Raw genomic sequence first — 23,957 nt, 5'->3', positions numbered from 1 at the left:
CTGCTGCAACACATGTACCGATCGTGTACATGATGACGAATGGCTGAACTGTGCGCATGACCCGTTCGGATCGCAACGACGCGACCACGCGGCCCCGCCTCTTAGGCGAAAAGCTCACCCTCGAGGAGTTCTCCGGACTCGCCGGCCAGGTCGGCGGCTATCCCTATGTGAAGATCGTGCTCGACCGGGAGGAGTCGGTGCTCCACTTCATCGACAGTGCCGACGGCACCCTCCACGTGCAGTACATCGCGTGCGAGATCCTCGGCATGTCGATCGACGAACTGGCCCGTGGCCTCGATGCCTTCAATGACGATGTCTACCGGAATCCCGACCGCCGTTTCTATCTCGGCACCCTCGCCCGCCACACCCGTCGCGCCACGGAAAGCGGTCACGAGGACGAGGTCTTCCTCTCCCTGGAAACGGTCGACGTCGACACCATGTCCCAGGAGATGCTGCGCTTCTTCTACCACCGGGTGCGCGAACACATCGACCCGTCGCTGCGGTTGGTGCTCAAACCGGCCGGGCACCGGCAGGAGGGCTATCTCGCCGCCATTCCGGAGAGCGAGATTCCGCGCGTCCTCTCCCACGAGCTCTATTCCGCGGCCTCGTTCGTGCCGCTGAACCCCGGCACGGCCCACGGCCGGCTGCGGGTGTTCCGCTCCGAGGAGGAGTACCGGGCCGACCCCGAGCCGCTGGAGTGGCACGACATCGTGGTGATGCCCCGGGTGCCCGAGGACGTCCCCCGGGTGTCCGGCATCATCCACACCGAGCACACCACGCCGCTCTCCCACATCAACGTGATGGCCGCCGGCTGGCGGATCCCCAACGCCGTCGGCATCGGAGCCGTCGAGCGGATCGAGCGCGCCGGGCTTGCCGACCGGTCCTGGGTGCACTACCGGGTCGAGGCCGACGGGGAGGACCTCCTCCTCGAAGCCGCCGAACCGGGGGACCGGCAGGAAGTCCGGCCGGCTCCGCCGACCGAGCGGATCACCGTGGACCGGCCCGACCTCGCGCCCACGCCCGTCACCGCGCTGTCCGAGCTGCGCGCGGGGGACCACGTGCGCTTCGGCACCAAGGCCGCCAACCTCGGTGAACTCACCCACCTGCTGCAGCACGGCTCGCCCCGCTGGCTCGGCTTCTACCAGGTGCCCCGGCCGCCCCGGGGCGACCTGCTGCGCTACCTGGCCCGGCAGCTCGGCCTCCCGGAGGACGCGGACGGCACCGAACTGAACGCCGCCGCGCAGCTCCTGGTGAAGGAGCACGCCCAGGTGCCGCGCGGCATCGTGCTGCCGTTCTCCCTCCAGCAGCGCTTCCTCGACTCCTCGGCGGAGCTGCGGGACGCCGTCGCCCGGCTGGACGCCGCCCTCCGGGACGGCGCCTCGCCCGGCGAGGAGCACGCGCCCCAGGAGGGGACGGAGCGGATCGAGGAGCTCTGCCTCGACGTCCAGCGGCTGGTCCGCGGCACCCCGCTGCCCGAGCCGGTCCGCACCGAGCTCGACCGGGCGGCCGACCGGCACCTGTACGGCGCCGCCGTCCGGGTCGTCCGCAGCTCCTCCAACGCCGAGGACCTGCCCGGCTTCTCCGCCGCCGGACTCTACGAGTCGGTGGCGGAGGTCACCGGCACGGCCGCGCTGCACGACGCGGTCCGGGAGGTCTGGGCCTCGCTGTTCTCGCCGCGCGCGGTGCTGCTGCGGCGCCAGGCGGGCATCCCGCTGGACGACTGCCGGATGGGCGTGATCGTCCAGGAGCAGGTCGGCGCCACCGTCGGCGGCGTGCTGGTCACCTGCAACCCGCTGAGCCCGCAGGACTTCCGCAGCGTCTACCTCAACATCTCGCCGCGCTCGGTGACCGACGTGGTCTCCGGCCGGGGCGCCCCGCTCCAGTACCTGTGCAACACCATGGAGGGCGGCAGCCGGACGGTCTCGCTGGGCACCGCCGCCGCCGACCTGGACGCCGCGACCAAGGACGTCGTGCGCCGGCTGGCGCTGATCAGCCGGCTGCTGCAGTCGCACTTCTCGCCCGACGAGACGTACGGGACCCCGGTCGACGTCGAGTGGGCGATCGAGGGCGACCGGATCAGCCTGCTGCAGCTGCGCCCCTTCCGCACCGCCGGCTGACGCGTACCGCGCCGTCGACCGAGCTCACCCAATCCGACCGGAGCGGCGACGGGCCGCCCGCGCCGCCGCGCCCGCACGAGCCGGCGCGCCCGCGGGTGAGCCGACCTGCCCGCGTGCGCGCCGGCGCGCCCGCGCGAGGCGGCCCGAGCGCGCTCCGGGCCGAACGAACTTCCCTCAGGAGAACGCACGTTGAACCGGATCCTGTACGTCTACGTCAAGGGCGGCGCCCCGCTGGAGTACGCCTTCCCGCGGATCGCCGCCTGCGGGGAGCTGCACGTCCTCGCGCTGGCGCCGCTGCCCACGGCCGGGGAGGAGGTGTGGCGGCCCAGCTGCACCGCCATCGAGCTGGTGCCCGACGCCCCCCGCGGCGAGGAGCTGGTCGACCTGATCGTGGACCACGCGAAGGCGATCGGCGCGGACGCCGTGCTGACCCTCTCGGAGTTCGCGGTCCTGGCCGTCGCGCACGCCGCGCGCCGGCTCCACCTGGCCGGTGCCGGCGACGGGATCGTCCGGGCCCGGGACAAGCGGCTGATGCGGGAGGCCTGGGCCGCCGCCGGGGTGCCGATCCCCGGGTTCCGCCGGGTCGACAGCCTCGCGGACCTGGACGCCGCGCTGGCCGAGTTCACGCCCCCGCTGCTGCTGAAGCCGGCCTGGGGCGCCGGTTCGGTCGCCCAGATCGTGCTGGACTCGCCCGCGGACGCCGCCCCGGCGTGGGCCGCGATCGAGAGCGGGCTCCAGGCCGGCAGCCGGGTCGGCATGAACGAGCTCTACGCCGCCGACACCGACCGGGACCGCCTGGTCGAGGAGATCGCCCAGGGCTCCACCGAGGGCTGGTACCAGGAGGACGGCTACGGCGACTACGTCAGCGTGGAGGGGATCGTCGCGGACGGCGTCCACCACGCGCTGGCCATCACCGCCAAGCTGCCGACCGTGCCGTCCTTCGTCGAGGTGGCCAGCACCTCGCCCTCCGTCATGGCGGTGCCGCTGCAGCGCCGGATCGAGGAGGTCGCGCGGCAGGCCGTCGACGCACTCGGGCTGGAGAACTGCGGCACCCACACCGAGCTGAAGCTGATGAAGGACGGCGAGCTGGTCGTCATCGAGACCGCGGCCAGGTTCGGCGGCCTGCTGACCACCCGGCAGGTCCACGAGGTCTTCGGGCTCGACCCGATCGGCATGCTGGTCCGGCAGCTGCTCGGCGAGCGGGTCGAGTACCCGGAGGCCATGCTCACCGAGGGGCGCCGGGCCGCCGCCTCGCTGGCCGTCGTCCCGGCCGACGCGGCGGGAGTGCCCTGGCGGACCACGCCGGTCTGGAACCCCGAGGCCGTGGACTGGCAGAGCCTGCTGTCCCCGGGCAGCACCATCGAGGCCGTCCCCGCCTTCGCCCTGCCCGCCGGCCGGACCGTCCCCGCCTTCGACCCGGCCGCCGGGTCGCGCAACTGGCTCGGCGTCTACCTGCTGAGCGCCGTCGACGCCGACACCCTCCAGCGCGACTGCAACGCCGTGCTCAACGGCCTGGAAGCCGCCCTGCACCGGGCCGCCTCCTGACCCCCGCCCCGACCACCGAGGTTCCCCCCATGCGAGTACTGTTCGCCGGCGCGCCCGGCATCGGCCACCTCTTCCCGCTGGTCCCGCTGGCCAGGGCGATGCGCGGGCTCGGCCACGAGGTCGCGGTGGCCTCGATGGACGGCGGCGAAGCGGTCGCCGCCGCCGGGCTGCCGTACCTGCCGATCGCGCCGGGCGTCGACTGGCGCCAGGAGATCCGGGAGGCCGGCCGCACCCGGCGGCCCGAGCTGATGCGGCGGGTGGTCGAGAGCAACTCGGCCGACCGCGAGGCCTTCGTCCCGCTGGCCGCCCACGTCAACAGCCGGGTGGCCGACGCCGTGGTCGAACTCGCCGCCGGGTGGCGGCCGGACCTGGTGGTCCACGAGTACCTGTTCCCGGTGGGCCTGCTCGCGGCGGCCCGGCTGGGCGTGCCCGCCGTCCAGCACGACCTGGGCTTCGTCCGCACCCCGAAGCTGCGCGCGCTGATGCTCGCGGAGATGGCGGACACCTTCGCCCGGCACGGGATCGACCGGCTGCCCGAGCCGGCCGAGACCGTCGACCTCGCGCCGCCGAGCATGGCGGGGGAGCGGTACGGCTGCTCGATGCGGCCCGCCGCCTACAACGGCGAGGCCGAACTGCCCGCCCACCTGACGGTGCCCGCCGACCGCCCGCGGGTGGCGGTGACGCTGGGCACCGTCCCGCCCAAGACCGACGGCCTGACCAGGATCGAGCGGGTGATCGCGGCGGCCGCCGAGGTCGACGCGGAGTTCGTGCTGGCGACCGGCGAGCTCGAACTCGGCACGCTCGGCCCGCTGCCGGACAACGTCCGCCCGTACGGCTGGATCCCGTGGCGGGCGCTGCTGGACACCTGCGCGGCCGCGATCCACCACGGCGGCAGCGGCACCGCGCTCAGCGCGCTGGACGCGGGCATCCCGCAGCTCGTGCTGCCCGACGGCTCCGACCGCTTCGTCACCGCCGACGCGGTGCGCGACCGGGGCGCCGGCCTCGCCGCCGGCGCCGAGGAGATCGGGCCGGCCCTGCTCGACCGGCTGCTCACCGACGCCGCGCTGGCCGGCGCCGCCCGGGAGGTCGGCGCCGAGATCGCGGCGATGCCCTCCCCGACGGAGGTGGCGCGGCACCTGACCGGTCTCGCCGGCTGACGCCGCCGCACCCGCCGTAGTTCGGCCCGAGCAGGGCCCGGGGAGGTCTCCCGGGCCCTGCTCGCCCGTCAGCGGTGCGGGGGGAGTCAGCCCTCCCCGTTCCAGGACCGCCACAGGGCCGCGTAGGAGCCGCCGGCGGCGACCAGCTCGTCGTGGGTGCCCAGCTCGACGATGCGGCCCGACTCCATGACGGCGACGCGGTCCGCGTCGTGGGCGGTCTGCAGCCGGTGGGCGATGGAGATGACCGTCCGGTCCGAGCGCACGGCGGCCATGGCCCGCTCGGCCTGCCGCGCCGTGGTCGGGTCCAGCAGGGAGGTCGCCTCGTCGAGGATCAGCGTGTGGGGGTCGGCCAGGTGGACCCGGGCGAGGGTGAGCTGCTGGGCCTGGGCCGCGTCGAGTTCGAGGCCGCCGGCCCCGAGCGCGGAGTCCAGCCGGTCCGGGAGGTCGCGCACCCAGTCGGCCTCGACCAGGGCGAGCGCGGCGAGCAGCTCCTCGTCGCCGGCGTCCGGGGCGGCCATGGTCAGGTTGTCCCGGAGGGTGCCCATGAACACGTGGTGCTGCTGGGTGATCAGGACGATGCGGTCACCCAGGGCGCCCGCCGCCGCGAGGTCGGCGACCGGCACGCCGCCGACCCGGACGAATCCCGCGTCCGGCGCGTCGACGCCGGACAGCAGCTTGCCGAGGGTGGACTTCCCGGCGCCGGACGGGCCGACGACGGCGAGCCGCTCGCCCGGGCGGACCACCAGGTCGATGCCCTTGAGCACGTCGCGCGAGCCCGGGTAGGCGTACCGGACGCCACCGACCTCGATCCGGTCGTCGGACGGCCGCCGGTCGAGCGCCGGCGGCTCCTCGGAGACCAGGCCGATGCCCTTGATGCGGGCGAACGAGGCCCCGCTGCGCTGGAGTTGCTCCACCCAGTTGAGGGCGCGGTCGAGCGGGTCGACCAGCTGCCACATGTACAGGCTGCCGGCCACCACCGTGCCCAGGCGCACCGCGCCGTCGAGGTAGCCCAGGCCGCCGACCAGCAGGACGAGCGCCGTCGGCAGCGCGTGGGCGAACTCGGTGACGGGGAACAGCACGGTGCGCAGCCGCAGGGTGCGCACACCGGCCCGGTAGGCGGTGTCGATCGCCCGGTCGACGGCGAGGTCCTGCCGGGGGCCGAGCCCGAACGCCTCGACGGTGCGGGCGCCGTGGGCGGTGGCGTTGAGCGCCTCGGTGACCCCGCCGGCGGCGGCGCCCTCGGCGAGGTAGGCGTCCCGGGCCCGGTTGAGGTACCAGCGGCTCACCGTCCACACGATCGGCAGGCCGACCAGCGCGCACAGCCCGATCAGCGGGTCGAGCAGGAACGCGGCGCCGAGGACGAACAGCACCTGGACGCCGGCGACGAAGACGTCCGGGGCCGCGTTGCGCAGGGTGGCGGCCACCGTGCCCACGTCGAGGGAGGAGCGGGTCACCAGGTCGCCGGTGCCCACCCGCTCCGCGTAGCGTCCGGGCAGCGCCAGCGTCCGGTCGACGACCTCCTCGCGCAGCCGGGCCAGGGCGCGTTCCCCGAACCGGTGCGAGTGGTACCGGGCGAAGCGGGTCAGCAGCAGCTGGGCGAGGGCGCAGCCGAGCACCGCCGCCGCCAGTGCGTCGACCTGGCCGACGGTCAGGCCGCCGCCCTCGACCCGGGTGACGATGCGGCCGAGCAGCCACGGCCCGGCGACCCCGGCCAGGGAGGCGAGGCAGGTGAGGACGAGGACCCCGAGCATCGCCCGGCCGTCGTCGGCGAGCAGGCGCCGGCTGGCCCGTCGTACGGTCGCCCGGTCGGCGACCGGGAGGCGGCGGGCGGCTTCGTCGTGGCTCATCGGGCCGGTCCTTCCTGGAGTTCCGGGGTGGCGTCGGTGCGGGCCGCGGCGTCGCCGCGGAGGACCAGCGCCGCGTAGGCGGGCTCGGCGGCGAGCAGTTCGCCGTGGGTGCCCGCGGTGCGGACCTTGCCGTCCACCAGGTGGCAGACCCGGTCGGCCCGGCCGAGGACCAGCGGGGAGGTGCTGACGACGAGGGTGGTGCGGCCGGCCCGGTAGGCGCCGATCCGGGCGGCGGCGACGGCCTCGGTGAGCGCGTCCAGGGCCGAGGTGGGCTCGACGAGCAGCAGCACCTCGGGGTCGGCGAGCAGGGCGCGGGCCAGGCGCAGCCGCTGGAGCTGGCCGCCCGAGACGTTGCGGCCGCGGTCCTCGATCGGTGCGTCCAGGCCGCCGGGCAGCAGGTCGACGACGTCCTCGGCGGCCGCGGCGTGCAGGGCGCGCTCGATCTCCGCCGTGGTGTGCCCGCCCCGGACCGCCACCGCGGCGGCCAGCGGGCCGCCGAACAGGTAGGACTCGTTGTCGGACACCAGGACGTGCCGGCGCAGCGCGGTCGTCTCCCAGGAGGAGAGGTGGACGCCGTCCCAGGTGGCGTCGGACCCGGTGTAGCCGGCCAGCCGGTCCACCACGGCGCGGGCCTCGTCGGGCCGCGCGGCGACCAGGGCCGTCAGCTGCCCGGGGCGCAGCACCAGGCCCGACTCCGGGTCGTGCAGCTCGGCCGGGCCGGTGGGCGGCGTCGTGTGGGTGCGCTCGTGGGACGACTCGGGCCGCAGGGCCAGGATGTCGACGACGCGGCGGGCGGAGACGAGGCCGCGCGGGAGGTCGTCGGCGCCCTCGACGAAGGCCGAGACGGGGACCAGGAGCGCCGCCACGTACCCGTAGACGGCGACGAGTTCGCCGACCGTGATGTCGCCGGCCGCCGCCATCCGCGCGCTGAGCCAGGTCACCACGGCCAGGAAGACGACGGGCAGGCAGGCGCCCAGCGCCTGGACCCAGCTGGTGAGCGAGGCCACCCGGTAGCCGAGCGGCACCAGGTCCCGGGAGCGCTGCCGGTAGCGCCGGGCGAACATCGGCTTGCCTCCGATGCCGTTCAGCACCCCGAGTCCGGCCACCAGGTCGCCGGCGAGCGCGGTCAGCGCCCCCTGCTCCTCGCGGTAGCGGCCCTCGGCGCCGTGCAGCCGCTCCAGCAGCGGACCGATGGTGACGGCCAGCAGCGGGACGCCGAGCAGGATCACCACGGCGAGGACGACGGAGATCCTGACCAGCAGGACGGCGGTGGCGAGGTACGCGACGACCGCGCCGACGCCGGGCCCCGTGATGGTCAGGGTCTGGGCGATCCGGCCGATGTCACCGGCCTGGAGGTGGGTCAGCTCGCCGGCCGACACCTGGCGCGGCAGCGTCGTCCCCAGCCGGTTCACGTGCCGGGTGACGGCCTGGACGGTCCGGTAGGCGGCGTCGGTCCGGATGAAGGTCATGGTGCGGTGCCGCAGGATGCCGAGGACGGCGACGAGCGCGCCGACCGCGAGGACCACCGCCACCCAGCCGACCAGCGCCCCGGTGTCCCGCCCGCGCAGCCCGTCGTCGATCGTCCGCGACACCAGGTACGGCGGCAGCATCAGCGCGCACATCCACAGGGTTCCCCAGGTCGCGCCGAGCAGCACCCGGGTGCGCTGCATCGACACGAGCCACCGGAGGAACCGCAGCGGGCTCCGGTGGTCGGGCGATCCCGGGTCGGTGTACGGGACCCGGCGTATCCCCCTGGGCAGGTCCGGTCCGTCGGTCATCTCGCTCCCCCTCGGGTAGGTCTGCCGGGGCTCGGTGCGGCGGTGCCCGGCGCGGAGCCGGACACCCGGGCCGCACGGCGTCCCGGCCGGGACGCCGCCGTCCGCGGGCGTCTCCGTGGTCGCCGCCCACGGGGCGCGGTGCGCCCCTATCATGGACCGGGGCTTCCGGGGCGCCGCGAAGAGGGGTGCGGTTCCCCGTTCGTGACGGTCCGTCGGGGGCTCGTCGTGAGCGGACGGCCGGTCGGGTCGACAAGGAGAGGCTGATCCCGATGCCGCGTGTGACCGACCGGCCGACGAGGCCGGTGCCGCCCCGGGTGCTGCCCCCGGCGCTGCGCGGGTGGCTCGCGCTGGTCGCGGCCCTCGCCGCCTCGGTGGTCGCCGTGCTCGGTATCCGGTACGCCGGCGGGGGCGGGCCCGGGGCGGTGGACGAGCGGATCGCGGCGGCGGTGGACGGGGTGGGGCCGCCGTGGCGGTCCGTCGCCCGGGTGCTGGACTTCCTGGGCGAGCCGGTGGGGGCCACGGCGCTGGTGGGCGCCCTGGTGGCGGGCTGCCTGCTGCTCCGGTGGGCCCGCGCGGCGGTGTCGGTGGTGGTCGCCGCCGGTGCGGCGGTGGGGGCGGCGACGCTGCTCAAGCACGTGGTGGGGCGCACCATCCACGGCGTCGAGAACCTGTCCTACCCGAGCGGGCACACCGCCTTCGCCACCGCGCTCGCCCTGGCGGTGGCGCTGCCGGCGGCCGGTCGGCTCGGTCTTGACCGGGCGGCCGGCGCGGTGGTCGTGCTCGGGGCGGCGCTGGCGGCCGGCGCCGCCATGGGCTGGGCGCAGGTCGCGCTGGGCGCGCACTACCCGACCGACGCCCTCGGCGGGTGGTGCACCGCGCTGGCGGTGGTGCCGGCGACCGGGTGGCTGGTGGACCGGACGGCCTCACCGACGGCCGACCCGACGGCCGACCCGACAACCGAACCGAAGGCCGAATCGAAGGCCGACCGCCCGGCAGACCGTCCGGCAGACCGTCCGGCCGACCGGCACACGGCCGGTCGGCCGGACGGTAACTGACGCACCGTCAGGAGAAGCGCCGGAACACCGGCTTCACCGGCCGCCCGCCCAGCCAGGGGGTGGGGTCGCCGGCGTCCAGCGCCTTCCGGTACACGGCGCAGGCCTCGGCCACCACCTCGACGGTGCGGTCGATGTCGGCCTCGTCCAGCGCGCTGCTCACCACGAACGACGGGGCCAGCACCCCGCCCGTCAGGAGCCGGCGCAGGAACAGCGTGCGGTACTCCTGCGACGGCTGCCGGTTCTCGTCGAGGGTGGCGAAGACCAGGTTGCTGGCCCGGCCCCGGACGACGACGTGCTCGCCGACGCCCATCCCGGCGGCGGCCGCGCGCACCCCGGCGGCCAGCCGCTCGCCGAGGGCGTGCAGCCGGGCGGTGACGCCCTCCTCGGTGTAGGTGGCCTGCACGGCCATCGCGGCGGCCAGCGCGTGGGTCTCCGCACCGTGGGTGGTGGACAGCAGGAACACCCGGTCGCCGGAGTGCCGCAGCCCGCCCCGCTCCATCAGCTCGCGGCGCCCGGCCAGCGCGGCGACGGCGAACCCGTTGCCCAGCGCCTTGCCGAAGGTGGAGAGGTCGGGGACGACGCCGTACAGGCCCTGGGCGCCCGCCTCGGACCAGCGGAAGCCGGTGATCATCTCGTCGAAGACCAGCACGCAGCCGTGCCGGTCGGCCAGTTCGCGCAGTCCGGCCAGGTACCCGGGCGGCGGCTCGGTGTGGCCGGCGGGTTCGAGCACCAGGCAGGCGACCTCGTCCCGGTAGCGGGTGAGCAGCTCCTCGGTCGCCGCCAGGTCCCCGTAGGGGAAGGCCACGGTGAGCTCGGTGGTCGCGGCCGGGATCCCGGCGGACATCGGGGTGGTGCCGATGAACCAGTCGTCGACGGAGAAGAACGGGTGGTCGCGGCAGACGGCCACCCGCGTGCGCCCGGTGACGGCGCGGGCGAGCCGCACGGCCGCCGTGGTGACGTCGGAGCCGTTCTTCGCGAACTTCACCATCTCGGCGCTCGGCACCGTGGCCAGGAAGCGCTCCGCGGCCTCGACCTCCAGGACGGACGGCCGGACGAAGTTGCCGCCGCGGTCGAGCTCCCGCCGCACCGCCTCCAGCACGCGCGGGTGGGCGTGGCCGAGGCTGACCGACCGCAGGCCGGAGCCGTACTCGAGGTAGCGGTTGCCGTCGACGTCCCACACGTGGGCGCCGCGGCCGTGGCTGATGACCGGGGCCAGGCCCTCGGGGTACTGGTCGTCGCCCTTGGCGTAGGTGTGCGCGCCGCCGGGGACCAGGGCGTGCAGCCGCTCGTTCGCCGCCCGCGAGCGGGGCAGGGTGAACTCGTCCGCGTCGTCCGTGCCGACCGTGTCCATGGCGCCGTCACCTCCCCTCGTGGCGCAGGAACTCGGCGAGGCCGGGCGCCTTGCGGTCCCGCTCGGACACCGACCCGGGCGGCAGCGGCCAGGGGACGGCGAGCTCCGGGTCGTCGAAGGCGATCGTCACGTCCTCGGCCGGGTCGTGCGGACGGTCGATCCGGTACGAGACGTCGGCGGTGTCGGTCAGCGCCTGGAAGCCGTGCGCGCAGCCCGCCGGGACGTACACGCTCACCTGGGTCTCGCCGGACAGCTCGAAGCAGGCCACGTTGCGGTAGGTCGGCGAGTCCGCCCGCAGGTCCACGACGACGTCGAAGACCTCCCCGTACGAGCAGCGCACCAGCTTGGCCTCCCCGGCGCCGGAGCGCAGGTGCAGGCCGCGCAGCACGCCCCGGACCGAGCGGGACACGCTGTGCTGGACGAAGGCGCCCGGGTCGAGGCCCACCGAGCGGAGCACCTCGGCGTCGAAGGTGCGGCAGAAGAAGCCGCGCTCGTCGGCGTACGGGGTCGGTTCGAACAGGTACGCGCCGGCGATCGCCGGGACTTCGGTCGCCTTCACGGGGACTCCTGGGGGGTACGGGCACGGGCAGGGGTGCGGTCGGCCGTCGGGAAGAGGGCCGCGGTCAGGGCGGTGAACTGGGCGTCGAGCTGCCGGGCGGCGGTCCGGTTCCGCTCGGCGAGGGTCCGGCGCAGGTCGGCCGCGTGCAGCTCCAGCTCCCGGAACTGCTCGATCAGCCGGTCGGCGTCGACCTCGCGGGCCGGGTGGCAGTACCCGTCCAGCCCCATCCGGGCCATCAGCGCCTCGCTCTTCGTCGCGTAGCTCAGGGCGAGCGTCGGCGTGCCGACCATCAGGGCGCAGATCAGGTTGTGATAGCGGGTCGCCACCACGGTGTCCGCGGCCGCCGCCTCCGCCATCAGATCGGCCAGGGAGGCCGGCGAGGCGGCGGTGAGCAGCGGCGAGTCCACCGCGGCGAGGATCGCGGAGACCACCGGTTCGTCGACGTCGTCGCCCCACAGCAGCCGGACCGGTCGGCCCTCCTCGACCAGCGCGCGGACGAAGCGGGTCGTCCCGTCGAGGTAGCGCCGGTGGATCTCCTCCGCCCGGGCGCGGTCGTCGTTCCCGCCGTGGAAGGCCATCACGCCGACGCAGACCGGCCCCGCCGGGCCGTCGGGCGCGCCCGGCGGGGGCGTCGGCAGGGAGAAGGCGAGGTCCGGGTAGACCTCGTCCCGCCGGGTGTCCACGCCCATCGCCCGCATCGCCTCGCGGGACGGGGCGTCCCGGTACGACCGGTACGCGGCCAGCCGTGCCGACCAGCGCACCAGGGCCCGGGTGGGCCGGCTGCCGATCGCGGCGGCGCCGACGCCGACCAGCGCCACCCGGGTGCCGAACAGCCGGCCGGAGGCGCAGAGCAGGAACAGCGCGTACGGGAAGCCCCACGGCCGCAGCGGCAGGGTGGCCTCCAGGACGCCCATGCCCGGCACGATCACCACGTCGTGCCGGCGCACCCAGGCGGCGGTGCGGAAGGCGTCGACGACCTTGCCCAGGCCCTTGGCGGCGATCGAGCCCGCCCGCGAGGCGGTCCGGTACTCCCCGCGGTTCCAGTGCAGCCGGGTCGCCGGGATCCGGAACCGGCCGGTGACGGCCTCGGGCCCGCCGCACAGCGCGTCCACGGCCGCCTCCGGGTGCGCGGAGCGCAGGTAGCGCAGCACCGCCTCCAGCGAGCCGTCGTTGCCGAGGTTGCCGGAGCCGAGCAGGCCGAACAGCCCGACGCGCACCGGGGATTCGCGCGCGGAGCTCACGCCCGCCTCCCCTCGCGCCCGGCGACGACGGCGTCCACCGAGACGGTGAGCCGGTCCGGGTCGACCGGGGCGCGGTCCTCGACCCGCTCGCCGCTGCCCGGCCGGGCCCGGCTGGCCGCCCAGGCGGCGAGGTGGCGGTAGCACTCGCGCCGGTCGGCGGGGGACAGCGGCACCCGCCGGATCGTCGCGACGAAGCCCCAGACGTACTCGGCGAGCAGCCGGGGCGTCGGGTGCAGCGGGCCCGCCCGGCGCGGGTCCAGGTTGACGCACCGGGAGCGCTTGGAGGGGTTCGCCCGCTCGGCACGGGTGGGGTGGTCGCGGCGGAAGTACAGCAGCTCCGGCACCTGGTGGAAGGGCCCGCGCAGGCCGATCTCGGCGACGAAGGTGCGGTCCGCGTGGTGGTAGCTGTCGAGCGGCTTCACCCGGCGCAGCACGTCGGCCCGGATCACCCCGTAGAAGTCGTCGCCGCCGGGTTCGAACAGCATGCTGCGGAAGCGCTCCGGCGCGTGCGGCGAGGCGGTGGCGAGCCCGTACTCGTAGGGGACCTTCACCCGGCCCTCGCCGTCGACGACCGCCTGGTCGGCGTGCGCGAGGATGATCTCCGGCCGCTCGTCCAGCGCCTCCACGCAGCGCCGCAGCAGGTCCCGGGCGTACAGGTCGTCGTGCGAGGCCCACTTGAACAGTTCGCCGCGGCACTCGGCGAAGACCCGGTTGTGGTTCGGCGAGGCGCCGATGTTCCGGGGCAGCCGGAGGTAGCGGATGCGGGAGTCCCGCGCGGCGTAGCGGCGGCAGATGTCCTGGGTCGCGTCGGTCGACGCGTTGTCGGAGATGACCAGCTCGAAGTCCTCGTAGGTCTGGCCGAGCAGGGCGTCGAGGGATTCGGCGAGGTACTCCTCTCCGTTGTAGACGGGCAGCCCGATGCTCAGTCGGGGCACGGCGGTCATGGTGTCCTCACTTCGGGAGAGTCGTCGGCTACGTCTTCGTCGGCGTCGGCCACGCCGTCGTCGGGGGCGCGGTGGTGCTCGCGCAGGGCGGCCCGCAGCTGCTGCCACCACAGGGCCGAGCCGCAGGCGGTGGCGGCGGCGACGCCCCAGGCGGAGCCGGCCGGGCCGGCCAGGGCGGCTCCGCCGAGCCCGCCGCCGAGGTAGCAGGCGGAGGCGACCAGCTGGCAGCGCAGGCTGCGCCGGGCCGCGGCGAGCGCGCGCAGCCCGGCCGCCGCGCCGCTGCCGAGGCCGGCACCGGCCACGCCGAGGGTGGCCGGCACGATGAGCTGCGAGGAGGAGTGCCAGACGTCGCCGAGGACCAGCTCGCCGATCCGGTCCGGCATCAGCAGCAGCGCGGCGCCCCAGAGCAGCGCGGCGGCGGCCTGCCCGCCGCCCAGCCGCAGGCAGAACCCGCCGAGCCGGCCCGGCGCCTGCCGCAGCACCCGGGCCGCCTCCGCCACGGTCACCAGGGACAGCCCCATCAGCAGGGCGAGGAACGGGCCGAGCAGCAGCTCGGCGCCCCGCACCGTCCCCACCGCGCCGACCCCGGCGATCGCGCCGAGCCCGTACGCCCGCAGCTGGCCGGCGCCGCTGAGGCTGACGTTCTCGACCAGGTACCGGCTGCCGAGGTCGCGCTGCTCGCGCAGCCAGCCGCGGGCCGCCGTCACCCGGGGCCGGATGCCGGACTGGAGGAAGCCGTACCCGGCGGCCACGGCGGCGGCGGCGCCCCAGGCCAGCAGGAAGGCGGCCACGCTGCCCACCCGGGCCGCCACGACCATGGCCGGGACGAGGGCGAGGCCCTGCACCAGGTCGTTGGTGAACGCCTTGCGCCCGGCGCCGGCGGCGAAGAAGGCGAACCGCCGGGAGTCCTGCAGCAGCAGCGCGGGCAGGGCGAGGCCGAGGCAGACGAAGGCGGGCCCGACCCGGCCGCCGACGCCGAGCCCGGCCAGCGCGCACACGGCACCGAGGGAGGAGCCGATGACGAGCGCGGTGCCCGAGGACCGGGCCGCCGCGGTGCGCCAGAGCGCCTCCGGCACCCCGCTGAACCGCACCATCAGCGGGTCGGTGGCCAGCCCGCGGGAGACGTTGAGCACCAGCCCGTAGGTCAGCCAGGCCAGGCTGAACACGCCGAACGCCGTCACCCCCAGCGAGCGGGCCACGAAGACCCCGACCGCGAAGTTGGTCAGGCTGGAGACCGCCTGGTCGGCCAGCCCCCAGCTGAGCCGCCCGGCCAGGCCCCGCCCGCCGCCCCGCCGGGCCGGGTGCGCTGGGCTCGTCGTCCGCTCCTCCTCGGTGGTCATCGGCGTCAGGCCTTGATCAGGCCGGCGCCGTGCAGGGCGTCGGCCGCGGCGGCGACGGTGTCGAACGGCAGCCCGGAGCGCTCGGCGACGTCCAGCAGGCTGTGCTCGCCGTCGGAGAGGCTGAGCACCCAGAGCATGGCCAGCTGCGCCTGCTTGGCGTCGCTGCGCCCGCCGAGCGAGTCGTACAGCCCGCGCCGGCCCAGCTGCGGTTCGCCGTAGGGGCTGAGGTTGACGTACCGCCGGTTGCGGTCGAGGACGGCGAAGGCCTCGCGGCAGACCGCGAGGGTGTCCGCCATCGCCTCCGGCGTGACGAAGTCCGGGTCGTCCGCCGAGGTGTGGTACTCGGGGTACCCGGCGTACGGGGTCCGGCTGAGCGAGCCGACGCCGAGGTCGAACCCGGGCGAGCAGAACTGCCGCTCGTCGTAGCCGTACGGGGTGAACTCGGTGACGCGGTGCGGGCGTTCGGAGATGGACAGGACGTGCCGCAGCACCCGGTCGATCTCCGCGTCGCCGCGCCGGCTCTGCTTGTACGTCAGGTCGCCGCGGTCCCCGGCGCAGGCCAGCACCAGCCCGTGCTTGACCAGCTCCACCCGCTCCGCGTTGCGGGCCAGCCAGGTGATCGCCCCGATGGTGCCGGGGGCGAACAGGAACCGGTAGGTGTAGTACGGCGAGCGCCGCGCCAGCTCCCGGGCCAGGAAGACCGCCACGGCGACGCCCGCCAGGTTGTCGTTGGCCAGCGACGGGTGGCAGACGTGGCAGGAGACGATCACCTCGTCGGCGACCTGCCCGGGCACCACGTGCTCGGCGTAGGTGAGGTGGCCGTCCGCGAGCGTGGAGTCGACCCGCACCTCGTACTCGCCGTCCGGCAGCGCGTCCAGGACCTCCTGGGCCAGGCAGAACCCCCACTCCGGGGTGTAGTAGCTGGTCCGGTACGGCACCCAGGACGGGTGGTCGGGCAGGGTGTGCAGGTGCCCGCGCAGCTCGGCCAGCGGCATCCGTGCCGCCACCGGCACGCTGTAGCCGAGCACGTGCAGGCTGGAGTCGGCGAAGTCGACGACCCGGCGGCCGGCCGCATCGGCGATGTACGCCTCCCGGATGTTCCACTCCTGCGGCACCGTCCAGTCGAGCACCCGCGTCCCGGTCGGCACCTCGTGCACCCGGAGCGGGAGGTACTCGCCGACGATGTCCAGGGTGGCGCGCACCCCGTCGCCGGTGATGCTCCGGCACAGCGGGTACAGCCGCTCCACCAGGGCGTGCATCTCCTCGCCGACCGCGGTCACCGGCGCCACCGCAGGGTGTCGTCGACGGTGCCGGCCTCGGAGGCCGCGCGCAGCACGGCCAGCCGGGTGAAGCGCCGCTCGAAGGCCTCCCGGGTCAGCCCGAACTCCCGGTAGGCGTCGGCGAGTTCGAGGGCGCCGCGCTTCACGGTCCACTCGCACGCGAAGTCGGGGGCGGCGGCCCGGAAGCGGGAGAAGTCCACCCGGTAGGAGCGGGGGTCGGCGCCGGCCTCCCCGGTGATCCGCACCGTCGAGCCCTCCACCGCCTCGGCGACCTGCCCGGCGATCTCGGCGACGGTGACGTTGTTGGCCTCGCTGCCGATGTTGAACGCCTCGTCGTGCACCGCCTCGCGCGGCGCGGTCAGCGCGGCGGCGAAGGCCCGGGCGATGTCGGCGGCGTGCACCAGCGGGCGCCACGGGGTGCCGTCGGAGAGCACCAGCACCTCGCCGGACAGCAGCGCGTGGCCCACCAGGTTGTTCAGCACGATGTCGGCGCGCAGCCGGGGGGAGTAGCCGAAGGCGGTGGCGTTGCGCAGGAACACCGGGCTGAAGTCGCCGTCGGCCAGGTCGTGCAGGTCGTCCTCCACCCGCACCTTGGACTCCGCGTACGGCGTCACCGGCCGCAGCGGGGCGTCCTCGCCCACCAGCTCGTCGCCGCCGGCCGCGCCGTAGACCGAGCAGGTGGACGCGTACAGGAAGCGCCGCACCCCGGCGTCGCGGGCCAGCCTGGCCAGCTTCACCGAGGCGTGGTGGTTGATGTCGTAGGTGAGGTCCGGCGCCAGCGAGCCCAGCGGGTCGTTGGACAGCGCGGCCAGGTGGATCACGGCGTCCACCCCGGCCACGTGCTCGGCCGTGACGTCGCGCAGGTCCACCCGGTGGCCGGGCGGGTCGGCGGGCGCCGGGCCGAGGACGCAGTCCGCGAACAGGCCGGCGTCCAGGCCGACGACCTCGTGCCCGGCCTCGGCGAGGACGGGGGCCATCACGGTGCCCAGGTAGCCCTGGTGTCCGGTCAGCAGTACGCGCATCGGTCAGCCCTCCAAGGTGAGAACGAGTTTGGTGACGGCGAAGGCCTCGGCGTAGCGCGCGTGGCACTCGATGCCGCGGATCCGGGCCAGCCCGAGGAAGGCCTCCCGGTCGTACCAGGGACGGTGCCGCTGCGAGGGGTAGTGGTCCAGCAGCAACCGCACCTTCCGTTCGGCGACCTCCGGGGCCAGCGGCTGGTACGCGGTCGGGCGGCCGAGGTCGCCGTCCCACTTGACGATCTCGTAGCCGAGCACCAGGTGGTCGCGGAACGCCGTGGTCACCAGCTTCGCCAGGCCGCGGTGGTCCTGGTGCGCGTCCTCGGTGCGCGGGGCGAGCACCAGGTCCGGCTCGCTGCGCCCGCGCAGTTCCTCGACCGCGGCCTTGGCCTCGTCCCAGTGCGCGGGCAGCCGGCCGTCCGGCAGCTTGAGCACCGTCAGCCGCAGGTCGGCGTCCGGGCAGAAGGCGGCGAGCGCGGCCCGCTCCTCCTGCTCGCGCTCGCCGCCCCCGCCGGAGAGCACCAGGGCGTCGACCCGCAGGCCCGGCCGGGCGAGGCACATCGTCAGCAGCGTGCCGCCGGCGCCGATGGCGAGGTCGTCGCAGTGCGCCGCCACCGCGACGATCCGGTCCAGGCGTCCGGTCCCGAGCCGGATCACGCGGTCCTCACCCCCGCGCCGGTCGGGCTCGCGCCGTCCCGCTCCCAGACCGCCCACGGGCGGTCGCCCCGGGCGTAGCCGGCGTCGAGCGCGGCCCGCTCCTTCACGGTGTCGGTCGGCTTCCAGAAGCCGCGGTGCCGGTGGGCCACCAGCCGGCCGCGCTTGGCCAGGCCCGCGCAGCCGTCGGCGACCAGGTCCCCGTTCTCCGGGATGTGGTCGAAGACCTCCTGGCGGAGCACGAAGTAGCCGCCGTTCTCCCACAGCGGCATGTCGCTCACCGCGGTGATCCCCCCGACCAGGCCGTCCTCGCCCAACTCCACGCAGTGGAAGGAGGACTGCGGCGGCACCACCATCATCGACGCGCCGGCGTCGCGCCGGGCGAACCGGTCGATCATCTCCGGCAGCGGGGCGTCGGTGAGCACGTCGGCGTAGTTGGCGAGGAACATCTCGTCGCCGTCCAGGTGGTGGCGAACCCGGCGCAGCCGCTCCCCGATCGGCGACTCGATGCCGGTCTGCGCGAAGGTGATCGTCCAGTCGGCGATGTCGGTGGACAGCAGCTCGGCCTTCCCGCCCCGCAGCACGAAGTCGTTGGAGGCCGTCTCCTCGTAGCTGAGGAAGAACTCCTTGATGTGGTGCGCCCCGTAGCCCAGGCACAGGATGAACTCGGTGTGCCCGTAGTACGCGTAGTAGCGCATGACGTGCCAGATCAGCGGCCGCGGGCCGACCATGGCCATCGGCTTGGGCACGTCGTCGGAGGCTCCGCTGCGCATCCGCAGCCCGTAACCGCCGCAGAACAGGACGACCTTCACGACGCGACCTCGACAATGCTCAGTTCCGGGATGGGGAAGACCAGCCGGCCGCCCCACTCGTGCACGAAGGACAGCTGCTCGACCAGCTCGGCCCGCAGGTTCCACGGCAGGACGAGGACGTAGTCCGGCCGGTCGGCGGCGATCCGCTCGGGCGGCAGGATCGGGATCCGGGTGCCCGGGGTGAACCTGCCGTGCTTGTACGGGTTCCGGTCGACGGTGTACGGGAGCAGGTCGGGCCGGATGCCGCAGTGGTTGAGCAGGGTGTTGCCCTTGCCCGGGGCGCCGTAGCCGACGACCGTCTCGCCGCGCTCGGCCGCCTCGACCAGGAACCGCAGGAGGTCCCGGCGCACCTTGGCCACCCGGGTGGAGAACTCGGTGTACCCCGACAGCTCCTGCAGCCCGGCGGCCTTCTCCCGGTCCAGCACCTCGGCCACCCGCGCGCTCGGCTCGCCGGCCACCTCGGTGGGCCGGGCCCACAACCGGATCGAGCCGCCGTGCGTGGGCAGCAGCTCGACGTCCACCAGCGCGAGCCCGCCGCTGGCCAGCGCCCGGATCGCGGAGGCGACCGTGTAGTACTGGAAGTGCTCGTGGTAGATGGTGTCGTACTGGTTCTCCTCGATCAGCGTCAGCAGGTGCTGCACCTCGACGGAGACCCAGCCGTCGTCGGCGACCAGGGCGCGCAGCCCCCGGGTGAAGCCGACCACGTCCGGGATGTGCGCGTACACGTTGTTGGCCACGACCAGGTCCGCCGGGCCGTGCTCGGCGCGGACGGCCGAGCCGGTGGCCGGGTCCAGGAACGCCGTCAGCGTGGGCACGCCCGCCTCCCGGGCCGCGGCGCCGACGTTCACCGACGGTTCGACGCCCAGGCAGCGGATGCCCCGCTCCACCACGTGCCGCAGCAGGTACCCGTCGTTGCTCGCGACCTCGACCACGAAGGAGTCGGGGCCCAGGCCCAGCCGCGGGACGGCATCCGCGACGAAGGCGCGCGCGTGCTCCACCCAGGAGGTCGAGTACGAGGAGAAGTACGCGTACTGGGTGAACGTCTCCTCGGGTGTGATCAGCGGCGGGATCTGCGCCAGCCAGCAGTCCGTGCAGACCCGCAGGTGCAGCGGGTACGTCGGCTCCGGCCGGTCCAGCTGGTCCGCGGCGAGGAAGCTCTCGCACGGCGGGGTCGCCCCCAGGTCGACGACGCTCCCCATCGCCGTCGAACCGCAGAGTCGGCATCCTGTCATCAACTGCCCCCATTCCTGCCCGCGCGGGTGCCCCGCCGCGGGCCAGCGTTTCCGTTTCCCGGCGGCGGGCCGTCCCCGCCGCCGGACCGACCCGCGATCGCGGAGCGGTACCCCTCCACCAGGCGCTCCAGCCCGACGGCCGGGCTGAAGCCCTGCTCGTAACGGCGCCGGGCCGCCCGGCCCATCTCCCGGTTGCCGTCCGGCCCGGCCGTGATCCGGCGCAGGCAGGACGCGAGCGAGGCCGCGTCGCCCGGGGTGTGCAGCAGCCCGGTCACCCCGTCCTCGACGAGCTCGACGAAGGCGCCGTGGCCGGCGGCGACGGCCGGGACGCCGGCCGCCATCGCCTCCGCGACCACCAGGCCGAAGGTCTCCTGGGCCACCGAGGGCGCCACCACGGCGACCGCCCGGGCGACGGCCCGCCGGCACTGCTCCGGGTCGTACAGGCCGACCTGGCGCACGTCCTCCCGGCCCGCCGCCCAGGCGGCCACCTCCCGCTCCAGCGGCCCCGCGCCGGCCAGCACCAGCGGCACGCCCACCCCGCCCCGCGCGGCGAGCTCGTCCCACGCGGCCATCAGCAGCCGGACGCCCTTGGCCTCCGCGAGCCGGCCGAGGAAGAGCAGGTGCTCGCCCCCGCCCGTCCGCCGGGCGTCCGGGTCGGGCACGAAGTTGTGCTTCACCACCAGCCGTTCGGCCGGCATGCCGGAGCGCACCAGGACCTCGCGCTGCGCCGCGGAGATGCAGAAGAACCGCTCCACGCCGGACCACCACCGCCGCCGGTTGACCGTCAGCCCGACCGCCAGCGGCACGGTCGCGAGCCGGGAGTTCCGGTAGCAGCCGTGCCGGACGGCGGGCAGCGCCGCCGCCGACCCGACGCACTCGGTGCACGGCCGGCCGTCCCGGTGCAGGGTGCCGGGCGGGCAGACCTGGCCGTAGTTGTGCAGCGTGGCCACGACGGGCACGCCGGCGTCGGCGCAGCCGGCCAGCACCGCCGGCGACAGCAGCGGGAAGACGTTGTGGACGTGCACCACGTCCGGCCGCTCGGCGCGCAGCCGGGCGGCCAGCTCGGTGCGGACCGCCGGGTTCCACGGCACCAGGAACGGCACCGCGGCCTTGCCGAGCAGGGAGCGGGCGGCGATGGTGTCGCTGCGCCGCTCGAACAGGTCGACCCGGTGGCCGGCCGCGCGCAGCAGCCCCACCTCCTCGTCGACGACCCTGTTCTCCCCGCTCGGCTGCGCCGAGGAGTAGCGGTTGTGCACCACGAGGACGTGCATGGTCAGGTCACCTCCCGGTTGCGGGCCCAGCGGGTGGGGCGGCGTCGCCGGACGGCGGGCGCCGCCGGGGCCGTGGTCAGGGGCGTGGCCGCGACGGGCGCGGGCGTCGCCAGCAGCGAGGCGGCCAGCGCCAGGTGCAGCAGGTACGGCGAGGCGTCGCCGAGCCCGGCCTCGGTGTACGAGGAGATCGCGACGTAGCTGATCAGGAAGATCGCGCAGGCCCGGGACAGCGAGGGCGGGCGCAGCAGCGCGACGCCGCCCAGCACCAGGAGGATCGCCGCCACCACGGCGATGCCGAGCAGGCCCTGCTCGTTGTAGACGGCCAGCCAGCTGTTGTCGATCGGCAGCCCGCCGAAGGACTTGTCGCCCAGGCCGATGCCGAACACCTCCTCCGGGATCGTCCGGGGCTGCGTCAGCAGGGCGTCCCAGACCTTGGCCCGGCCGGTGAGGTTGGAGAAGTTCTCCTTGCTCTGCCCGCGCATGAACCAGGTCTGCAGCGCGGAGGCGAAGGCCACCGCGGCCACCGCGGCGCACACCACCGCCCAGGCGAAGAACCGGCGGGCGGCGGCGCTGGTCAGCACCAGCGAGCCGATCGCCAGCGCCAGCCCGGCGAGCAGGCCGATGGTGGCCGTGCGGGTGTGGGTCATCGCGAGCAGGACGAAGGTCGGCACGATGACCACCGCCGCGCTCGCCCCGGTGGTCCGGCGGTCCAGCAGGAGCAGCACGGTGAGCCCGATGATCACCGCGGAGTACTGGCCGATCTGCGGCGGGGTGAGCGGCCACAGCGCGCCGACCAGCCGGCCCCCGTAGTACTCGGGCATGGCCGTGCCCGGGGAGACGACCAGGCCGGCGGCCACCGAGACGAGCACCGCGAAGTACATCCGGATGTGGGTCCGGACGAACGTCAGCCCGCCGTCCCACCAGCGGCTGAGCAGCCACAGCGTGCCGACGAACAGGGCCAGCCGGGCGCAGCGGAACAGCGCGCCGAACCCGACCTCCAGGTGCAGGCTGGAGATCACGCTCGGCACCAGCAGCAGGGTGAGCAGGGACAGGAAGGCGCCGGACCGGATCCGCAGCCGGCGGTTGAGCAGCAGCGCCAGCGCGAACGCGGAGACCAGCGCGCCCATGGTGGCCATCTGGATCAGGGAGCGGGGCAGCCGGACGACGGTCTTCGCCCCGGCGGAGCCGAGCGTGTTGAGGCCCAGCAGCGCCCAGACGATCCAGACGGCCTTCGGCGGGGCGTCGGGGCGCCGCTCGGCCGCGAGCACCGCACCCCCCGCGCCCGGTCGCCCGGCCGTACCCGCCGTACCCGCCGTGCCCGCCGCGCCTGCCGCGCCTGTTCGTCCGGTGCGCACCCGGCTCCCGGCCACCTCAACCACCGGCCCGGGCGGTGAAGGTGCTGCCGGCGTCCTGCTGGTAGGGCGCGCCCTGCCACTGCGTGGGCTCCAGCCGCCGGCCCGGGTCGTCGGCGACGAAGCTCCACGGCCCCCGGTAGACGTTGTCGTGCCAGCGGTTGTCCTGCTCCAGGGTGATCGCCTCGGCGACCCGCTTGCCCCGGTACGGCGACCAGTCCGGGTAGGTGCCGTAGTTGGCGAGCACCGCCATCCGGCCGCAGGCCGCCGCGCACTTGACGACGGACGGGTCGAGCAGGAAGCGGTTGTCGTGGATGTCCACCCGCTGGGTCTTCCACCGGCAGTCGGCGTAGAGCGGCGCGGTGTCGATCGCCGGCTTGGCGCAGCGGTTGGTGTCGGGCACCAGCAGGGTGCAGTAGCCGGTGGAGGTGTTGGCCGGGCTGTTGCAGAACCGGTCGGCGTTCTCCCACAGGGTGATCCCGGACCAGTTGTCCTCCAGCACGTTGCGGTAGACCTCGATCCGGTCGGTGCGGGCCGGGACGCGCGGCTCGCCGCCGGACTCGGACAGGTAGACGGTCGCGTACGGGAAGTCGTCGCCCTCGTCGGCGGCGTGCCGGCGGCCCTCGACCCAGCCGTTGCGCCGGATCGTGTTGTCCCGGACGACCGCGTTGTAGCTGGTCTCGTACATCAGCGCGGCGCCGTCGTTGGCCTCCAGCACGTTGTTCTCGATCCGGAAGTCGTTGTTGTTGTTGTCCGCCCACAGCCCGGCGCCGCGGTTGTCGTGCACCCAGTTGCCGCGGACGTCGGCGCCGTTGACGGCCCAGAACTTGACGCCCCCGGAGCAGCCGCAGCCCGGCTGCCGCCGCTCCCAGTCGTCGGTGTTGTTGCCGGTGATCTCGTTGCCCTCGACCAGCAGGCCCCGGATGGAGTCGCCGGTCTTGTAGGCGTTCATCCCGTACTGCCCGTTCTCGCGCAGGCAGCTGGCGCGGACCTGCTGGCGGGCGCCGGCCATCAGCCCGGCGCCGGAGTTGCGCTGGATCGTCGTGTGCTCGATCACCCAGCCGTCGGCCATGTCGTGGTTGACCACGCCCTCGTCGTGCGGCGCGACGAAGCCCTGCACGGTCAGGTGGCGGATGGCGACGTCGGGGGCGGTCCCGCTGAACGCGTAGTTGTTGGTCCGCCGGCCGTCGAGCACCGCGCCCGGCGCGCCCAGGTAGACGTCCCCCTGCTTGGCCGTCACCTGGGCGTAGCGCTCGGGCAGGAGCGTGTGGGTGCCCGGGAGCAGCCAGAACGTGGTGTGCGGCGGGCTGCTGTCGGTCTTCGCGGCCAGGTCGCCGACCACCGCGGGGTCGACCGTCACCGCGCCCGCCGGCGCCGTGGCCGGCCCGGGCTCGGGCCGCTCGCAC

At 74.9% G+C, this 23,957-nt stretch carries 19 protein-coding genes; 4 read left to right on the top strand and 15 right to left on the bottom strand.

Translation table 11 applies throughout. From position 1 onward, the window contains the following. The first annotated feature begins 56 nt into the window (after nucleotides 1–56). The 3 genes from ABZW03_RS10125 to ABZW03_RS10115 all read left to right on the top strand — a co-directional run bounded on the left by ABZW03_RS10125 (nucleotide 57) and on the right by ABZW03_RS10115 (nucleotide 4,819). Nucleotides 57–2,117, top strand: a complete 2,061-nt coding sequence (locus ABZW03_RS10125; RefSeq protein ID WP_355254546.1) for a PEP/pyruvate-binding domain-containing protein — start codon at nucleotides 57–59, stop codon at nucleotides 2,115–2,117. A gap of 189 nt (nucleotides 2,118–2,306) precedes the next feature. Beyond that, entirely contained in the window at nucleotides 2,307–3,662 is a 1,356-nt protein-coding gene (locus tag ABZW03_RS10120; protein ID WP_355254544.1) for an ATP-grasp domain-containing protein, read from the top strand. 29 nt (nucleotides 3,663–3,691) lie between these two features. Next, a complete protein-coding gene (locus ABZW03_RS10115; protein WP_355254542.1) occupies nucleotides 3,692–4,819 on the top strand; it encodes a nucleotide disphospho-sugar-binding domain-containing protein in 1,128 nt (375 codons plus the stop codon). An 86-nt stretch (nucleotides 4,820–4,905) separates the two neighbouring features. Here ABZW03_RS10115 and ABZW03_RS10110 read toward each other — a convergent pair whose 3' ends face one another. Together ABZW03_RS10110 and ABZW03_RS10105 are read right to left on the bottom strand one after the other, a co-directional pair. Then, the gene (locus ABZW03_RS10110) at nucleotides 4,906–6,666 is read right to left on the bottom strand and encodes an ABC transporter ATP-binding protein (protein ID WP_355254540.1); all 1,761 of its coding nucleotides are present in this window, start codon (nucleotides 6,664–6,666) and stop codon (nucleotides 4,906–4,908) included. Then, nucleotides 6,663–8,444 carry an ABC transporter ATP-binding protein gene (locus ABZW03_RS10105; RefSeq protein ID WP_355254538.1) on the bottom strand — a complete coding sequence of 594 codons (1,782 nt, stop codon included), beginning with the start codon at nucleotides 8,442–8,444 and terminating at the stop codon, nucleotides 6,663–6,665. Before ABZW03_RS10105 ends, ABZW03_RS10110 begins: the two co-directional genes overlap by 4 nt. A gap of 269 nt (nucleotides 8,445–8,713) precedes the next feature. On the opposite strand from ABZW03_RS10105, the gene ABZW03_RS10100 reads away from it, so the two are divergent. Further along, the gene (locus ABZW03_RS10100) at nucleotides 8,714–9,499 is read left to right on the top strand and encodes a phosphatase PAP2 family protein (protein ID WP_355254536.1); all 786 of its coding nucleotides are present in this window, start codon (nucleotides 8,714–8,716) and stop codon (nucleotides 9,497–9,499) included. A gap of 7 nt (nucleotides 9,500–9,506) precedes the next feature. On the opposite strand, the gene ABZW03_RS10095 is transcribed toward ABZW03_RS10100, so the two are convergent. The 13 genes from ABZW03_RS10095 to ABZW03_RS10035 all read right to left on the bottom strand — a co-directional run. Further along, nucleotides 9,507–10,850: a glutamate-1-semialdehyde 2,1-aminomutase gene (locus ABZW03_RS10095; RefSeq protein ID WP_355254534.1), complete on the bottom strand. Its 1,344-nt coding sequence runs from the start codon at nucleotides 10,848–10,850 to the stop codon at nucleotides 9,507–9,509. Nucleotides 10,851–10,857: 7 nt separating this feature from the next. After that, complete coding sequence (gene rfbC, locus ABZW03_RS10090) at nucleotides 10,858–11,409, bottom strand: dTDP-4-dehydrorhamnose 3,5-epimerase (RefSeq protein ID WP_355254532.1); 552 nt, start codon at nucleotides 11,407–11,409, stop codon at nucleotides 10,858–10,860. Further along, on the bottom strand, nucleotides 11,406–12,650 hold the full coding sequence (locus ABZW03_RS10085; RefSeq protein ID WP_355254530.1) for a polysaccharide pyruvyl transferase family protein: 1,245 nt from the start codon (nucleotides 12,648–12,650) through the stop codon (nucleotides 11,406–11,408). Before ABZW03_RS10085 ends, rfbC begins: the two co-directional genes overlap by 4 nt. After that, the gene (locus ABZW03_RS10080; RefSeq protein WP_355254528.1) at nucleotides 12,647–13,594 is read right to left on the bottom strand and encodes a glycosyltransferase family 2 protein; all 948 of its coding nucleotides are present in this window, start codon (nucleotides 13,592–13,594) and stop codon (nucleotides 12,647–12,649) included. Before ABZW03_RS10080 ends, ABZW03_RS10085 begins: the two co-directional genes overlap by 4 nt. Then, nucleotides 13,591–14,934, bottom strand: coding sequence for a hypothetical protein (locus tag ABZW03_RS10075; RefSeq protein WP_355254526.1), 1,344 nt, complete (start codon nucleotides 14,932–14,934; stop codon nucleotides 13,591–13,593). The genes ABZW03_RS10080 and ABZW03_RS10075 overlap by 4 nt, the downstream gene beginning before the upstream one ends. A gap of 5 nt (nucleotides 14,935–14,939) precedes the next feature. After that, nucleotides 14,940–16,223, bottom strand: a complete 1,284-nt coding sequence (locus ABZW03_RS10070; RefSeq protein ID WP_355254524.1) for a DUF4910 domain-containing protein — start codon at nucleotides 16,221–16,223, stop codon at nucleotides 14,940–14,942. Further along, a complete protein-coding gene (locus ABZW03_RS10065) occupies nucleotides 16,211–17,236 on the bottom strand; it encodes an SDR family oxidoreductase (RefSeq protein WP_355254522.1) in 1,026 nt (341 codons plus the stop codon). The genes ABZW03_RS10070 and ABZW03_RS10065 overlap by 13 nt, the downstream gene beginning before the upstream one ends. 3 nt (nucleotides 17,237–17,239) lie before the next feature. Next, a complete protein-coding gene (locus ABZW03_RS10060) occupies nucleotides 17,240–17,887 on the bottom strand; it encodes a PIG-L family deacetylase (protein WP_355254520.1) in 648 nt (215 codons plus the stop codon). Next, complete coding sequence (locus ABZW03_RS10055) at nucleotides 17,884–18,696, bottom strand: glucose-1-phosphate cytidylyltransferase (protein WP_355254518.1); 813 nt, start codon at nucleotides 18,694–18,696, stop codon at nucleotides 17,884–17,886. The genes ABZW03_RS10060 and ABZW03_RS10055 overlap by 4 nt, the downstream gene beginning before the upstream one ends. Beyond that, a complete protein-coding gene (locus ABZW03_RS10050) occupies nucleotides 18,693–19,928 on the bottom strand; it encodes a class I SAM-dependent methyltransferase (protein WP_355254516.1) in 1,236 nt (411 codons plus the stop codon). The genes ABZW03_RS10055 and ABZW03_RS10050 overlap by 4 nt, the downstream gene beginning before the upstream one ends. Next, entirely contained in the window at nucleotides 19,928–21,199 is a 1,272-nt protein-coding gene (locus ABZW03_RS10045; RefSeq protein WP_355254514.1) for a glycosyltransferase, read from the bottom strand. The genes ABZW03_RS10050 and ABZW03_RS10045 overlap by 1 nt, the downstream gene beginning before the upstream one ends. A 2-nt stretch (nucleotides 21,200–21,201) precedes the next feature. Further along, the gene (locus ABZW03_RS10040; RefSeq protein ID WP_355254512.1) at nucleotides 21,202–22,467 is read right to left on the bottom strand and encodes an O-antigen ligase domain-containing protein; all 1,266 of its coding nucleotides are present in this window, start codon (nucleotides 22,465–22,467) and stop codon (nucleotides 21,202–21,204) included. 103 nt (nucleotides 22,468–22,570) lie between these two features. After that, nucleotides 22,571–23,957 (bottom strand): right-handed parallel beta-helix repeat-containing protein (locus tag ABZW03_RS10035; protein WP_355254510.1); only part of this gene is annotated, 1,387 nt, incomplete at its 5' end.

Origin of the sequence: Kitasatospora sp. NPDC004799, assembly GCF_040609095.1 — a bacterium.
Classification (GTDB): Bacteria; Actinomycetota; Actinomycetes; order Streptomycetales; family Streptomycetaceae; genus Kitasatospora.
The sequence above is the reverse complement of the archived record's forward strand: the minus strand, read 5'-3'. Positions and strand labels throughout refer to the sequence as shown.

Coding starts and splice junctions, on each gene's coding strand:
- ABZW03_RS10095 (WP_355254534.1), bottom strand. CDS start 10,850: ATGGACACGGTCGGCACGGACGACGCGGACGAGTTCACCCTGCCCCGC.
- ABZW03_RS10125 (WP_355254546.1), top strand. CDS start 57: ATGACCCGTTCGGATCGCAACGACGCGACCACGCGGCCCCGCCTCTTA.
- ABZW03_RS10105 (WP_355254538.1), bottom strand. CDS start 8,444: ATGACCGACGGACCGGACCTGCCCAGGGGGATACGCCGGGTCCCGTAC.
- ABZW03_RS10100 (WP_355254536.1), top strand. CDS start 8,714: ATGCCGCGTGTGACCGACCGGCCGACGAGGCCGGTGCCGCCCCGGGTG.
- ABZW03_RS10065 (WP_355254522.1), bottom strand. CDS start 17,236: ATGCGCGTACTGCTGACCGGACACCAGGGCTACCTGGGCACCGTGATG.
- ABZW03_RS10050 (WP_355254516.1), bottom strand. CDS start 19,928: ATGACAGGATGCCGACTCTGCGGTTCGACGGCGATGGGGAGCGTCGTC.
- ABZW03_RS10110 (WP_355254540.1), bottom strand. CDS start 6,666: ATGAGCCACGACGAAGCCGCCCGCCGCCTCCCGGTCGCCGACCGGGCG.
- ABZW03_RS10045 (WP_355254514.1), bottom strand. CDS start 21,199: ATGCACGTCCTCGTGGTGCACAACCGCTACTCCTCGGCGCAGCCGAGC.
- ABZW03_RS10075 (WP_355254526.1), bottom strand. CDS start 14,934: ATGACCACCGAGGAGGAGCGGACGACGAGCCCAGCGCACCCGGCCCGG.
- ABZW03_RS10115 (WP_355254542.1), top strand. CDS start 3,692: ATGCGAGTACTGTTCGCCGGCGCGCCCGGCATCGGCCACCTCTTCCCG.
- ABZW03_RS10080 (WP_355254528.1), bottom strand. CDS start 13,594: ATGACCGCCGTGCCCCGACTGAGCATCGGGCTGCCCGTCTACAACGGA.